Source organism: Cupriavidus sp. MPR-AND1C, assembly GCF_058809705.1.
Map to the genome: position 1 here is coordinate 14,371 of NZ_JBXASU010000091.1, position 14,119 is coordinate 28,489.

The window sequence follows — 14,119 nt, forward strand, 5'->3', positions numbered from 1 at the left end:
TGGCCCTCAGGGTGCTGCAACGAGCGGGCTGGCGGCCGCGGGCATCTGCCGGCTGTGGCCGCCGTCCACGTTAGCCATCAGGCAGGCCACCGGATGCCCCGCCAGCGCGTCGGACAACTGCGGCGCGCGGCGCGAGCAAACGTCCTGCGCCATGGCGCAGCGCGGATGGAAGCTGCAGCCGGATGGCGGGTTGATCGGGTTGGGCGGGTCTCCCGCCAGCGGCGCAACCTGGGTGCGGTGATCCGGGTCCATCGCCGGCATCGAGGCCAGCAGCGCGCGCGTGTAGGGATGCGCGGGGTTGGCGTAGAGCGTTTCGGTGTCGCCCACCTCCACGACCTTGCCCAGGTACATCACCATCACGCGGTCGCACAGGTAGCGGATCACGTTCAGGTCGTGGCTGATGAAGACGTAGGTAAGGTCGAACTCGGCCTTGAGCTCGAGCAGCAGGTTGAGCACCTGCGCCTCCACCGATTTGTCCAGCGCCGACACGGCTTCATCGAGAATCACCAGGCGCGGGCGCAGTACCAGCGCCCGCGCGATATTCACCCGCTGGCGCTGCCCGCCGGAGAGTTCGTGCGGATAGCGCCCGGCAAAGCGTGTCGGCTCCAGGCCCACGCGATCCAGCAGGGCGCGCGCGCGCGCGCTGGCTTCGGCCGCGTCGATGCCGTGCACGCGCGCGGTAAAGGCGATCGATTCCTCGATGGTCAGGCGCGGATTGAGCGAGGAGTAGCTGTCCTGGAACACCATCTGCACCTGGCTGCGGTAGCGCTTCATCGGCAACTGCGCCGACCCCACGCCCAGCGCATCGAAAATCAGCTCGCCGCTGTTTTGCTCGATCAACTGCATCAGCAGGCGCGCGGTGGTGGACTTGCCGCAGCCGGATTCGCCGACCACGCCCAGCGTTTCGCCCTTTCTCACTTCGAAGCTGACGCCGTCGACGGCGCGGACTTCGCCACCGCTGCGCCAGGGTAGTTTCGACTTGAGCGGGAAGTGCTTGATCAGGTCGCGCGCGATCACCAGTGGTTGCGCGGGGCCGCCGACGTCGGTGTTGGCCAATGCATCGGGTACCGTGTCTTGCAAGGTTTCCATCATGGCGTCAGTCCTTGATTTCCATCGCCGAGCGAATGCCATCGGCGAGCAGGTTGAAGGAGATCGAGGTCAGGAAGATCATGGCGCCGGGCAGGGCGGCAACCAGCGGCTGCGTGTAGATTGCCGTGCGCAGCGTGTTGAGCATCAGGCCCCATTCCGGCTCGGGCGGCTTGACGCCGAGGCCGAGGAAAGACAGGCCCGAGGCCAGGATCATCGACACCGAGATCAGGCTGGTGGCGTAGACAAAGATCGGCCCCAGCACATTGTTGAGCACGTGGGCGCGCACGATGGTCAGCGACGACGCCCCCGAGGCGCGCGCCGCATCGACGAACTCGCGATTGCGCACCTGCGTGGTCACGCTCTCCGCCACGCGCACGATCTGCGGCACGAACACGATGGTGAGCGACAACAGCGCATTGCCCACGCCCGCGCCCAGCGTGCCCGACAGCGCGATGGCCAGCAGCACCGAGGGGAAGGCGTACAGGATGTCGACCAGCCGCATGATCACGGTATTGGTCCAGCCGCCGGCATAGCCCGCGACGATGCCCAGCGCGCTGCCGATCACAAAGGCGATCAGCACCGGCGTGATGCCCATGAACAGCGACAGCCGCGCGCCCAGCATCAGACGGGACAGCAGGTCACGCCCCAGCTCGTCGGTGCCAAGCAGGTAGTGCTCCGTGCCGATCGGCTTGAGGCGCTTCATGATCGAGGCGGCGTACGGATCGGCCGGCATCAGCACGGGCGCGAAGATCGCCATCAGCACCAGCGCCAGCACGATCAGCGCGGCCAGCATGGCCACTTTGTTGCGCAGCAGGCGTTTGCCCACCGTGGCCCAGTAGCCGGGCGAGCGCTGCACGACGGGCACAAGGGCGGGTTTTTTCAGCGTCATTTCCATGGGGGCTCCCGGGTTTCCTGGATGGCGTCAGTTGCGCTGGATGCGCGGGTCGAACAAGGTCTGCAGCGCATCGACCAGCAGGTTCAGCAACACGAAGAACACGGCGAGCACCAGGATGGTCCCCTGCAGCAGCGGAAAGTCGCGCTGGAAAATCGCCGAGTTGAGCAGGAAGCCCGTGCCGGGCCAGGAGAACACTGTCTCGATCAGGATCGAGCCGCCCAGCAGGTAGCCGAGCTGCAGGCCCATCACCGATAGCGCGGTGGGCGCCACGTTCTTCAGCACATGGCGGAACACCGCCAACTCCGACAAGCCGCGTGCCTTGAGGCCGACGATGAATTCGTTCGAGAGGATTTCAGCCACGAGCGCGCGGATGGTGCGTGCCACGATGCCCATCGGGATCACCGACATCGTCACCGCCGGCAGCACCATGTACTGGATATGCTCCCAGTTCCAGGCCCAGTCGCTGGAGCCACCGGGGCCGGCACCGGTGGCGGGCAGCCAGCCGAGGAACACGGAGAACACGATCACCAGCACCATGCCCAGCCAGTAGTGCGGCATGCTCACGCCGAAGACCGACAGGAAGGAGGCCGTGCGGTCCGCAGCGGAATCGCGGAAGTAGCCCGCCACGAAGCCGAACAGGCAGCCGAAGGTAAAGCCGATCAGCGTGGCCACCGCGGCCAGCCGGACCGAGTTGATCACCGCCGTCATCACCTCGCTCATCACCGGGCGGTTGGTGGCGATGGAAGTGCCCAGGTCGCCGTGCAGCGCGCGGGTGAGCCAGTGCAGGAATTGCTCAACGAAGGGCTTGTCGAAGCCGTAGAGCGCGGTGAGCTGGCGGCGCAGGTCCTCGGAGGCGTCGGGCGGCAGCACCGACACCAGCGGGTCGCCTGGCGCGAGATGGACCAGCGAGAAGCAGAGCAGGGCGACCCCGAGCAGGATGGGGATCGCGTAGACGATGCGGCGGAGCAGGTAGAGCATGTTCGTGGCCGGGAAGGAAGGCGAGCGTTGCCTGCCGTGGTTTCTCGGGGGAGCCCGGCCGATGCATGCCGGCCGGGCATCTTCTGGATTGCGCTGCGCGCGGCCGGCCCGGGACCGGCCACGCGCGCAGGCCGCTTAGTGCACGGCCCGGTGCTCGGCGTGTGGCACGCCTCAGTCCATCGACATGGTGGCGATGTCGATAAACCAGCTCTGCGGCTGCACCACGCCCTTGACTTTCCTGGAGATGGCGCGCGGGCCGACGTCATGCGCGATCAGCACGAAAGGCGCTTCTTCCACGATGCGGGCATGCAGCTTGGCCAGCGCCGTGTCGCGCGCCTTCTCGTCGAACGACGTGCGCGCCGTCTCGATCAGCTTGTCGAACTCCGCGTTGCCGAAGTAGCCCCAGTTGTTCGATACCGGCGGCTGCGTCTTGGTGCTGACAAAACGGACCATGGCGAAGAACGGGTCCATCGCCGCAAAGCTCACGTTGATGGCGTTGGCGCCATGCGCGCTCGGGTCCTTGGCGCCGATGCGCCAGTTGGTAAACAGCGTGTTCCACTCGACCACGTCGAAGTCGACGTCGATGAAGCACGCCTTCAGGTTCTGCTGCACGTACTCGTTCATCGGCAGCGGCTGCATCTGGCCAGAGCCCGAGGCGGAAACCTGCACCTTCACCTTCATCGGCTTGGCGGCCGAGTAGCCGGCCTCCTGCATCAGCTTGCGCGCGGCGTTGGCGTCGTACTTGATATCGAAGGTGGGGTTGCCCCACCACGGGTTGCCCTTTTCGACGATGCCCTTGGATTCGGCCATGTAGCCGCCCAGCAAGGTCTTCAGGCCCTCGCGGTTCACGCACAGGTTGGCCGCCTGGCGCACGCGCTTGTCGAGCCAGGGAGATCCGGGCGCGAACGACAGCTGCCAGGGCCACATATGCGGCTGGGCATTGGCATAGACCTCAAAGCCGCGGCTCTTGATCTGCGCCACGGCATCCGGCGCCGGTGCCTCGATCCAGTCGACCTGGCCCGACAACAGCGCGGCGGTGCGGGCATTGGCCTCCGGCATCGGCTGCATCACCACCTTGTCGATCTTGGGCACGCGCCTGGCGTCCCAGTACTGCGCGTTCTTCACCATCTCCAGGCGCTCGCGCGGCACGAAGCGGCTCATCTTGAAGGGACCGGTGCCGGACGCATCGGCGGCAAAGGCCACCCAGGCTTGCTTGGAGCGCTCGGCCGGATCGGTCACCGAGGCCGGCACGGCGGCCAGCTTCTTGTCCCACTGCGTGGGCGAGGCCATGAACAGGTTGCTCAGGTTGTACGGCAGGAAGGAGTCCGGCTCCGACGTGACCAGCTCCACCGTGAGGTCGTCGATCTTCCTGGCCGAGCGCAGCGTCGGCATGCGCGAGGCGGTCACGCCAACCTGGCTGGGATCGAACTGCCTGGCGGTCTTGTCGAGCACCTTGCCCACGTTCCACACCACGGCGTCGGCGTTGAACGGCGAGCCGTCATGGAACTTCACGCCGGGGCGCAGCTTGAAGATCCACTTGGTCTTGTCCTTGGCATCGACCTTCCATTCCGTGGCCAGGTCGGCAATCAGCAGGCTGGGGCCGTTGGCCTTGGACAGGTCCCACTGGGTCAGCCCGTCATACATCGGGATGCCGGTGAAGCGGTTGCCTTCGAAACCCTGGTCGGGCTGGCCCAGCGTGCGCGGGATGTCGGCGGCGGTCATGCCGATGCGCAGTACCTTCTCGGCCATCGCGGTGCCCGGCAAGGCGAGGATCGAGACGGCGGTGATCGCGGCAGCGGCGGCGATGGACTTCAGGCCGGGTTTCACGCTTCTTACGGAGTCGGAAGAGAAAACGGTCACGGGCAAAGCTCCTGGGTAGGGGAAGGGGAGACGGAACCAGTTAAGCAAGTCATATGCCAGTGCTCAACGTCTGAGCCAATGTCTGAGCCGATGTGCGAGCCTGTGCCCCAGCTTCGTTCCGCTGGCGTTCCTGCCATGGCCTGTTTTTTGCTGACTTCCCCGTCTGACTCCCAACCAACCGGCTTCCCGACATGGATCAGCAACACCTTCCCCGCATCAACGCAGCACGCCTGTGGCAATCGCTGATGGACCTCGCGCAGATCGGCGCCACGCCCAAGGGCGGCGTGTGCCGCATCGCGCTGACCGAGCTGGACCGCCAGGGCCGCGACCTGGTGGTCGGCTGGTGCCGCGCGGCCGGGCTCGATGTGCGCACCGACGAGGTCGGCAACGTGTTCGCGCGCCGTGCCGGCAGCGATCCCCATGCGGCCGCGGTGGCCACCGGCAGCCACATCGACACCCAGCCCTCTGGCGGCAAGTTCGACGGCAATTTCGGCGTGCTGGCTGGCCTGGAGGTGATGCGCACGCTCAACGACCTGGGCATCGTCACCCGCGCGCCGCTGGAGCTGGCGTTCTGGACCAACGAGGAGGGCACCCGCTTTACGCCCGTGATGATGGGCTCGGGTGCCTTCGCCGGCGTGTTCGAGGCGGAGTTCATCCGCGCCCAGCGCGACCTCGACGGCATCAGCGTGGGCGAGGCGCTGGAGCAGATCGGCTACCGTGGCGAGCAACCGGTGGGCGAAGTGCCGGGCGGCATGTTCGCGGCCTATTTCGAGGCGCATATCGAGCAGGGGCCGGTGCTGGAAGCCGCCGGGCTGCCGATCGGCGTGGTCTCGGGCGCGCTCGGCCAGCAATGGTACGACGTGACCGTGACCGGCATGGACGCCCACGCCGGCCCCACGCCGCTGGCGCTGCGCCACGACGCCATGCTGGCGGCCGCTCGCATGATCGATGAAGTCAATCGCATCGCCGTGGAGGAGGCTCCGCACGGGCGCGGCACGGTTGGCTACGTGCAGGTCACACCCAACTCACGCAACGTGATTCCGGGCCGCGTGGACTTTTCCGTGGACCTGCGCAATCTCTCGCAGGCCGGGCTGGACCGCATGGACGCCGCCATGCGCGCGTCGTTCGCACAGATTGCGCAGCGTGGCGCGGTGCAAGTGTCGATCATCCAGGTGGTGAAGTTCGAGCCCTGCGTGTTCGCGCCGGCATGCGTGGACAGCGTGCGCCGCGCCGCGGCCGCGCTGGGGCTGCCGCACATGGACGTGGTCAGCGGCGCCGGGCACGACGCCGTGTACGTGGCGCAGCGCGCGCCCACCGGCATGATCTTCGTGCCGTGCAAGGACGGCATCAGCCACAACGAGCTGGAAGACGCGCTGCCCGAGCATATCGAGGCCGGTGCCAATGTGCTGCTGCAAGCGATGCTGGAGCACGCGCGCTAAGGCGACTCAGCGCCCTGGCGATCTAGCGATTCAGCGTCTCAGTGGGCGATCGAACGCGAGATCGCCCAGGCGCATTCGATCACCATCGGCGCGAGCTTTTTCTGCGCCTCGGCCATGCTCCAGCGGCTGGCCGGCGGCGACACATGCACCGCGCCCACCGCCTGCCCCTGGCTGTTGACGATGGCCGCGCCCACGCCCATATCGCCCAGGAACAACTCCTCGTTGTTGCAGGCGTAGCCCACCTTGCGGCAAGCCACCACCGTCTCGAAGATCGCCGCCACATCGGTCAGCGTGGACGGCGTGCGCGCCACCCGGGCCGAGTCCTCCAGCATGGCCATCACCTGATCGTCGGGCAACTTGCTCAGATACGCGCGGCCGCTGCTGGTGCAGTACATCGGGATGCGCATGCCAACGGGCGTCAGCACCGGGATGTACTTCGACGTCATCAACTGCGCCACGTAGACCATCTCCAGCCCCACCGGCTCGGTCAGGTTGGCGGTCTCGCCGCTGGCATTGGCGAGCTGCGACAGGTAGGGGCTGGCGACCTGGATCAGCGCGTCGGCGGACAGGTAGTTGTAGCCGATCTCCATCACCTTGGGCGTCAGCCGGAAGCGCCGCGTCTGCGGGTGCTTGGCCACGTAGCCCAGCGTTTCCAGCGTATGCACGGTGCGTTGCGCGGAGCTTTTGGTCATGCCGGTCAGCCCCGCCAGTTCGGCCAGCGTGAGGGTGCGATGGACTGCGCTGAAAGCCCGCAGCACTTCCAGCCCTTTCTCCAGCGACTGATTGAAAAGCGGGTCAGGGCGAGCGGATTTTTCGTCGCTTTCCGTGCCGCTCTCCGTGCCGCTGACCGGCGCTTCGCCGCCGTTTTCCTGATGGTCTTGCCGGTTCATGTTTGCATTCCGCCGAGTCTTCCGAGTCTTCGTACAGGTGACGGGCACCATCGCGGGGAAGGCCTGCACCACGATGAATGCATATTGCACCAATATACGACTGAATCGATTATCGATTCGTTTGGTTTCCGTCCATCATATTCGGGCCATCTTTCTTTGGGAATAGCAGTGATGTAACTGGCCCGCCGATTTGGGGGCGCGAGCTTTCTTATTCCGGTTGAATGCCTTGTTTTATAAGGCTTGCGGGGCGTTTTCCCGGTTGCGGGCTGGCGAGACATGCAGCGCATGCGCGACAGTGCGATGCAGTCGATTCGTTCCCCTTCAGTGTTTACCCGCATTCCTGATTTGTTGACGATCAGTGAAATATCAGACTAGTATCACAACAACTTCAAGACTGCGGGAATCACCATGTCGAACCCGATCCGGCTGGTCGGCGGCGCCGATCACACCCCCGAGCCAGCTTCGCGCGCTGCCACCGGCGCCGCGCTGCGCGAGCAGGCCTATGCCGAGATCAAGCGGCGCATCATTTCCTGCGAATTCCGTCCTGGCGAGCCGCTCAACGAAGCCCAGGTCGCGGCCTTGCTCGGCATCGGTCGCACCCCCGTGCACCAGGCGCTGCACCGGCTGGAAGTGGAAGGGCTGGTGTCGATCCTGCCGCGCAAGGGCGTGCTGGTCTCGCCGCTGTCGCTCAACGAAGTGCTCGACATGATCGAAGTGCGCGCCACCAACGAAGTGCTGTGCGCCACGCTGGCCTGCGAGCGCGCCCACGAGAGCGATCTCAAGGCCATGCGCGAGATCGTCGACCGCTCGCCTGACCTGATCGCGCGGCGCGACATCGCCGGCCTGGCCGCGCTCGACCTCAAGTTCCATACCGCCATGTCGGCCGCCTCGCGCAATCGCGTGCTGGCCGACCTGCTGCGCGGCCTGCACGAGAAGCAGGCGCGCTTCTGGTTCCTCTCGCTGTCCGACCCGCAGCACCTGGAGAACGTCTACCAGGAGCACAGGGTGATCATCGATGCCCTGGAGCGGCGCGATGTGCCGGCCGTGCGCGAGGCCATCCGCGAACACATTGACGAATTCCGGAAGAACATCATCCGGACCATCTGACCGTTTTTCTCCGCAACAGGTAGTGAGCAATGCCGACACTTCAATTCCAGGTAGCCGGCGAGGGTGAACTCGTCCTCGATATCCAGCGCCTGATCATCGCCGGCTGGACCGGCCGCGACGCCGACGCTGTCAACCACCACATCCGCGAGCTCGAAGAGATCGGCGTCAAGCCGCCGACCACCGTGCCGTGCTTCTACCCGCTGGCCGCCTCGCTGCTGACCACCGACGCGCTGCTCGAAGTGCCGCGCGAAGACTCCTCCGGCGAAATCGAGTTCGTGCTGCTGGCGGCCAAGGACGCGATGTACATCGGCGTGGGTTCCGACCACACCGACCGCAAGGTCGAAGCCTATGACGTCACCGTCTCCAAGCAGATGTGCGCCAAGCCCCTGGGCACCGAAGTCTGGCGCTTCGACGATGTGGCCGCGCACTGGGACCAGTTGCAGATGCGCTGCTGGCGCACCCGCAACGGCCAGCGCGCGCTCTATCAGGAAGGGCTGGTCACGCGCCTGCTGGACCCGCGCGACCTGATCCAGCGCCTCACCGGCGAAGACAAGCTGCCGGTGGGCACCGCCATGTTCTGCGGCACGCAAGCCGTGATTGGCGAACTGGGCAGCGGCGAAGCCTTTGAAGTCGAGCTCCACGATCCGGTGCTCAAGCGCACGCTGCGCCATGCCTATCGCGTGGAATGCCTGGCGGTCGCACCATGAGCACCACGCTGCCCACCATCGCCGCGCTCGCCGCCGACCTGGCCGCCGGGCGCACCACCAGCGTTGCGCTGACCGAGCAGGCACTGGCTCGCATCGACGGCCACCGTAACGCTGGCGGCACCGCCTTCCTGGAAGTCGACGGCGCCGGCGCGCTGGCCGCAGCCCGCGCCGCCGACCAGGCGCGGGCAGCAGGGCTGGTGGCTTCTCCGCTGGCCGGGCTGCCGGTCTCCATCAAGGACCTGTTCGACGTAAAAGGGCAGGTGACCCGGGCCGGATCGAAGGCGCTCGCGGGCGAGCCCGCCAGCGCCGACGCGCCCGTGGTGGCGCGCCTGCGCGCCGCCGGCGCCGTGCTGATCGGGCGCACCAATATGAGCGAGTTCGCGTTCTCCGGCCTCGGCCTGAACCCGCACTACGGCACGCCCCGCACGCCCTTCGACGACGCACGCATCGCAGGTGGCTCCACGTCCGGTGGTGCGCTCAGCGTGGCGCTCGATCTGGCCGTCGCTGCGCTCGGCACCGACACCGGCGGCTCCATCCGTATCCCCAGCGCGTTCTGCGGCCTGACCGGCTTCAAGCCCACCGCAAGCCGGGTGCCGCTGGCCGGCGCCGTGCCACTGTCGACCTCGCTCGACTCCGCCGGCCCGCTGGCGCGCTCGGTTGCCTGCTGCGCCGCGTTCGACGCCATCGTCAGCGGCGAAACGCTGGACAGCCGCCCCGCGCCGCTGGGCGGGCTGCGTCTGCTGGTGACCCGCGATTTCGTGTGCGACGGCCTCGACGCCGACGTCGCCCAAGCCTTCGACGCCACGCTCGCCACGCTTTCCCGGCTCGGTGCGCAGATCATCCCGTTCGACTTCCCCGAGCTCAAGCGCCTGCCGCAGATCAACGCCGCCGGCGGCCTCACGGCAGCCGAAGCCTGGCACTGGCACAAGCCGTTGCTGGCCGAACGCGGCGATGCCTACGACCCGCGCGTTGCCATGCGCATCCGCCGCGGCGAGCAACTCGGCGCCGCCGACTATATCGAACTGCTGGCCGAGCGCCGCGCCATGCGGGCGCGCGCCGCCGGCCTGCTGCGCGAAGCCGACGCCTGGCTGATGCCCACGGTCGCCGTGCGCCCGCCACGGCTCGATGCCCTGCAAAGCGACGAAGCCTTCTTCGCCACCAACGGCCTCGTGCTGCGCAACCCCAGCGTGCTCAACTTCCTCGACGGCTGTGCCGTATCGCTGCCGATGCCGGCGGCGGAGCAGGGCATGGGGCTGAGCGTCGGCAGCCTGAACGGGCGCGACGCGCGCGTGCTGCAGGTGGCCGGCGCCATCGAAGCCGCGCTGCGGTAAGGCGTAGCAACCAGCAGAAAAGACCAAGGGCCGCGGCCAGGCAGCGCGGCCCCGTCAATCCACACCCAAGGAGTACCACCGATGTCTTCCGTGATGACCGGCGCCCCTGGCGCCCTGGAAAGCCCGGCCCACACCCCGGCAGAGCGCAATGAGGCCTACCGCAAGATCGCAGTGCGGCTGATTCCCTTCCTGGTGTTCCTGTTCGTGCTCGCCTGGATCGACCGCGTCAATGTCGGCTTTGCCAAGCTGCAGATGCTGCAAGACCTGCAATTCAGCGAAGCCGTGTACGGTTTCGGTGCCGGTATCTTCTTCATCGGCTACTTCCTGTTCGAAGTGCCCAGCAACCTCTTGCTGGAGAAAATCGGCGCGCGCCGCACGCTCGCCCGCATCACCATCCTGTGGGGCTTTGCCTCCATGGCGATGATCTTCGTCAAGACCCCCATGCAGTTCTACGCCCTGCGATTCCTGCTCGGCGTGTTCGAGGCCGGCTTCTTTCCCGGTGTCGTGCTCTACCTGACCTACTGGTTCCCGGCCCAGCGCCGCGCCCGCATCAACGGCCTGTTCATGACCTCGTTCGCCATCGCCGGCGTCATCGGCGGCCCGCTCGCCGGCTTCATCATGAGCAGCATGGAAGGCGTCGACGGCCTCGCCAACTGGCAATGGCTGTTCGTCATCGAAGGCATCCCCTCCGTGCTCGCCGGCATCGCCGTGCTGATGTTCCTGCCTGAAAAGCCCATCAGCGCCAAATGGCTCAGCCCCAGCGAGCGCGACCTCGTCACCCGCGAGATCGAAGCCGAAAACCGCGACCCCGCGAAGCACTCCTCGCTGCGCGCCGCCTTCACCAACTCGCGCGTCTGGATCTGCGCCGCCATTTACTTCTGCGTGGTCAGCGGTAACGCTACAATCGCCTTCTGGTCGCCATCCATCATCAAGGAGCTTGGCGTCAAGGGCAACCTGCAGATCGGCCTCGTCTCCGCCATCCCCTTCATCGCAGGCACCCTCGCCATGGTCTGGAACGGCATCCACTCCGACCGCACCGGTGAGCGCCGCCTGCACTGCGCGCTAGCCACCCTGATGGCCGCCGCCGGGCTCGTGCTCACCGGCATGTGGCTGCACAGCGCCGTGCTCGCCATGGTGGCGCTCACCATCGCCTCCGTCGGCATCCTCGCCGCCTTCCCGGTGTTCTGGTCGCTGCCCTCCGCCTTCCTCGCCGGCACCGCCGCCGCGGGCGGCATCGCCCTCATCAACTCCATCGGCAACCTCGCCGGCTTCGTCGCGCCCTACATGATCGGCTGGTTCAAGACCAACACCGGCCAGCTTTCGTCCGGCCTGTACTTTGTCGCCGCGCTGGAAGCCTGCGCCACGGTCCTGGTGCTGGCATTCATCAAAACCAAGGCCAGCGCGAAGGCATAGCCCAGGAGATGCCCCAGGCAGCACGAGGGGGCTGGATTCCAGCGGCGCTTTGCGCTAGAATCCGCTGCCTCGTTGCGCTGCATGCGCAAAGTGCGCCGGCAGCACAGGTAACACAAGCCAGGCGGGCAGTTCCAGCCGCCTGTTTGCTTTTGTGGTTTTGTGACATCTCTCACGCTGCCCGGCACGCCTGCAAGACAACGAGCACAGCGGCCTCCCGCCAGGGATGCACGCCGCAGGGACTGCGAGGGTGGCGAAATTGGTAGACGCACCAGGTTTAGGTCCTGACGCCAGCAATGGTGTAGGGGTTCGAGTCCCCTCCCTCGCACCATTTCCAGGGCTTTCCGGTACTGCCGAAAGCCTTGAAAAACAAGGGCTTACCGGTAATTCGACTCGGTAGGTTCTTTCTGTTTCTGTCTAGTCCTTTCACCCAGTTCACCCAAAATTCACCCACGGTCAGGTTGCCCGCCTGAACTGTTGCGCAGGCCTTGGATTAATCCCCGCTGGAGACGTTGAGTTGGATTCGCCTCACAATGCTTTTGGGGCACGTGGCGCAGGCTCCGCATCCATCAACTCCGCCGGGTAGGGCCTCATGAAACTCCGTGCCCGCTCAGTATCCCGGCAACGCAGCCAGTCATCCCACTGCGTCCGCGGCACGATGACGATCATCCGTTTTTCCTTGCCTGGGGCATGGAAGCGGTTCATCAGCGGGTGCTTGTCCGAGTTGATGGTCAGCATGGTGAAGCTGAACAACTCGGCGCCTGCCTCGCTCGGCCACGCCCGCCACAAGCCAGCGATCGCGAAGTCAGGCTGGTCCTTGAGCCAGATGCGCCAGCGCACGGACTTGGGCTTCTCCTGATCGGGGTCGTAGAAGGGTTCGTAGAAGCTCGTGGCCGGCACCAGGCAGAGCTGGCCCTTCTTCCACGGCCCCGAGAACGACCGCTTCTCGCCGACTGTCTCCGATCGCGCGTTGGTGGTGTCAAACTTGGCCACGCCCGGCGGGATGCGGGTCTTGGGTACCATGCCGAACGTGCCCACCAGCGCCTGGCGGCTGCCTTCGCTGTCGGCCACGATCAGCGGCGCGGCATAGTCCGGCCATGTCTCCGGCGGGTAATCCATCGGCGGCTCGATGCCGTAGACGTCGCGCAGCAATTGCCGCTGGACCGGGGCGTAGTTATTGCACATCGCTCTTGACTCACGCTATGCGCGCCGAAATAGTCCCTCTGCGCCTGGAGGGCGGCGTTGTCGGCCGTTGCTTGTAATAACTCTTGCTAGGGACGACATCCCTTTAGCCATCTCAATGGCTGCTTTTGCGAGTGTGAATGCTGCAACTACGTCCACGGTGCCTCCTGTTGGCGCCGCGTGCGCTATCCGCCGCGGTTCTGGGTGCGCTGTCGAGTGTAAACGCTCTGCATGGCTGGTCCGAAGAACTCTTCTTCCCAAGCCTCCCGTTCCTCGATGCAGGGTTCGCCACGGATCTCGGCCCGAAAAGTCTCTAGGATCTGCGCGTGCGACATGTGGCAGCCCCCGCCGTATGCTTTCTGCAACTTGTTGGCGCGCAGCTCGGCGGCCGTGCGCTTCGGATACAGGCACCGGCCGTCCGGGCCGATAGGGAACTCGGGTGCCATGGCGGTCACTTCGCCACGCGCGGCAGTAAACGCTTGGCCTTTTCCGCAACGCGTTGATGCTTGTCCTGTGCTTCCGCCCAGCTTGACGACGTGAAAATCTTGTCGACGCTGTGTGCAATCAAGTGGGTCAGGAATACCGGCGTGTCCCATGGACAGAAGCGAGTCCAGACGTGGGCATCCTGATCCGGCAGATCCGTCCGCAGGATGAAGCGTCTGAACCATCCCCTCAGGAAGTCCAGGTGGAAATCTGGCACAAGTTCCTCCACTGGCTGTCCGGACGGGTCAAGAATGAATGGCCGCATGCGGAACCGGTCGCCGTCGAGAAGCGGCCGCCAGTTTCTCGCCTCCCAAAAACGGCGCTGCGGACACCGGGGCTGCGCCCATGAGTGGCTTGACAAGAGGGCGGCAGGCACTAAATTCTTCGAATAAGACCGCCTTGCGGCGAGGGCATGGGAGGACTTTCTCCGATACCCTCGGTGGAAAGAACCTGCCTTCCCCTTGCCGTTTCGTGCACAAGGCATGCCATGCGAATGTTTTCCGCCTCTGCGCTGGCTCTGACCGGGCTATTCGCCCTTGAAGGCTGCGCTTCCTACCTTGCCGCAAAGGAATCCGTGTCCGATCTGCACCCTGTTGCCGGCATGAGCGGGCGCATGCCGCTGCAGGTGCAGGCGTGCGTTGACCGCACCGGATACGCCGGCCGGGATCTTGGCCTATAAGCCATGACTTCGTGTCCATGGCAATTCGCCGGATTCGTTTGATCACTGCCCTTCTTGGTGAGCATCCAG

Annotated in this window: 13 protein-coding genes and 1 tRNA gene; 6 read left to right on the plus strand and 8 right to left on the minus strand. The window is 65.8% G+C overall.

Annotation, left to right across the window (positions count from 1 at the left end):
* Nucleotides 1-6: 6 nt before the first annotated feature.
* From AC1RWI_RS31445 to AC1RWI_RS31460, 4 genes are all read right to left on the minus strand, one after another.
* Nucleotides 7-1,089, minus strand: coding sequence for an ABC transporter ATP-binding protein (locus tag AC1RWI_RS31445; RefSeq protein WP_419188881.1), 1,083 nt, complete (start codon nucleotides 1,087-1,089; stop codon nucleotides 7-9).
* A 7-nt stretch (nucleotides 1,090-1,096) separates the two neighbouring features.
* Complete coding sequence (locus tag AC1RWI_RS31450) at nucleotides 1,097-1,984, minus strand: ABC transporter permease (RefSeq protein ID WP_043345453.1); 888 nt, start codon at nucleotides 1,982-1,984, stop codon at nucleotides 1,097-1,099.
* Between the two features lie 27 nt (nucleotides 1,985-2,011).
* A complete protein-coding gene (locus AC1RWI_RS31455; protein WP_492870277.1) occupies nucleotides 2,012-2,962 on the minus strand; it encodes an ABC transporter permease in 951 nt (316 codons plus the stop codon).
* A gap of 171 nt (nucleotides 2,963-3,133) precedes the next feature.
* Nucleotides 3,134-4,711, minus strand: a complete 1,578-nt coding sequence (locus tag AC1RWI_RS31460) for an ABC transporter substrate-binding protein (protein WP_236702036.1) — start codon at nucleotides 4,709-4,711, stop codon at nucleotides 3,134-3,136.
* A 302-nt stretch (nucleotides 4,712-5,013) separates the two neighbouring features.
* Between AC1RWI_RS31460 and AC1RWI_RS31465 the strand changes: the two genes are divergently transcribed.
* Nucleotides 5,014-6,261 carry a Zn-dependent hydrolase gene (locus tag AC1RWI_RS31465; RefSeq protein WP_043345458.1) on the plus strand — a complete coding sequence of 416 codons (1,248 nt, stop codon included), beginning with the start codon at nucleotides 5,014-5,016 and terminating at the stop codon, nucleotides 6,259-6,261.
* A gap of 38 nt (nucleotides 6,262-6,299) precedes the next feature.
* On the opposite strand, the gene AC1RWI_RS31470 is transcribed toward AC1RWI_RS31465, so the two are convergent.
* Complete coding sequence (locus AC1RWI_RS31470; protein ID WP_492870279.1) at nucleotides 6,300-7,151, minus strand: IclR family transcriptional regulator; 852 nt, start codon at nucleotides 7,149-7,151, stop codon at nucleotides 6,300-6,302.
* Nucleotides 7,152-7,559: 408 nt separating this feature from the next.
* Here AC1RWI_RS31470 and AC1RWI_RS31475 point away from each other — a divergent pair, with 408 nt between their 5' ends.
* The 5 genes from AC1RWI_RS31475 (at nucleotide 7,560) to AC1RWI_RS31495 (ending at nucleotide 12,037) form a co-directional block, all read left to right on the plus strand.
* Entirely contained in the window at nucleotides 7,560-8,258 is a 699-nt protein-coding gene (locus AC1RWI_RS31475) for a GntR family transcriptional regulator (RefSeq protein ID WP_043345460.1), read from the plus strand.
* Nucleotides 8,259-8,287: 29 nt separating this feature from the next.
* Nucleotides 8,288-8,965 carry a DUF2848 domain-containing protein gene (locus tag AC1RWI_RS31480; RefSeq protein ID WP_043345464.1) on the plus strand — a complete coding sequence of 226 codons (678 nt, stop codon included), beginning with the start codon at nucleotides 8,288-8,290 and terminating at the stop codon, nucleotides 8,963-8,965.
* Nucleotides 8,962-10,296, plus strand: coding sequence for an amidase (locus AC1RWI_RS31485; protein ID WP_492870280.1), 1,335 nt, complete (start codon nucleotides 8,962-8,964; stop codon nucleotides 10,294-10,296). Before AC1RWI_RS31480 ends, AC1RWI_RS31485 begins: the two co-directional genes overlap by 4 nt.
* 81 nt (nucleotides 10,297-10,377) lie before the next feature.
* Nucleotides 10,378-11,709 (plus strand): MFS transporter, encoded by a 1,332-nt coding sequence (locus AC1RWI_RS31490; RefSeq protein ID WP_043345470.1) that lies wholly within the window; start codon nucleotides 10,378-10,380, stop codon nucleotides 11,707-11,709.
* A gap of 241 nt (nucleotides 11,710-11,950) precedes the next feature.
* Nucleotides 11,951-12,037: transfer RNA gene (locus AC1RWI_RS31495), tRNA-Leu, on the plus strand.
* 197 nt (nucleotides 12,038-12,234) lie between these two features.
* Here the strand turns inward: AC1RWI_RS31495 and AC1RWI_RS31500 are convergent.
* The 3 genes from AC1RWI_RS31500 to AC1RWI_RS31510 form a co-directional block, all read right to left on the minus strand.
* Nucleotides 12,235-12,891, minus strand: a complete 657-nt coding sequence (locus AC1RWI_RS31500; RefSeq protein ID WP_043345801.1) for an SOS response-associated peptidase — start codon at nucleotides 12,889-12,891, stop codon at nucleotides 12,235-12,237.
* Nucleotides 12,892-13,073: 182 nt separating this feature from the next.
* Nucleotides 13,074-13,334, minus strand: a complete 261-nt coding sequence (locus tag AC1RWI_RS31505; RefSeq protein WP_144409791.1) for a hypothetical protein — start codon at nucleotides 13,332-13,334, stop codon at nucleotides 13,074-13,076.
* A gap of 5 nt (nucleotides 13,335-13,339) precedes the next feature.
* Nucleotides 13,340-13,588: a hypothetical protein gene (locus AC1RWI_RS31510; protein ID WP_492870281.1), complete on the minus strand. Its 249-nt coding sequence runs from the start codon at nucleotides 13,586-13,588 to the stop codon at nucleotides 13,340-13,342.
* Between the last annotated feature and the right edge of the window lie 531 nt (nucleotides 13,589-14,119).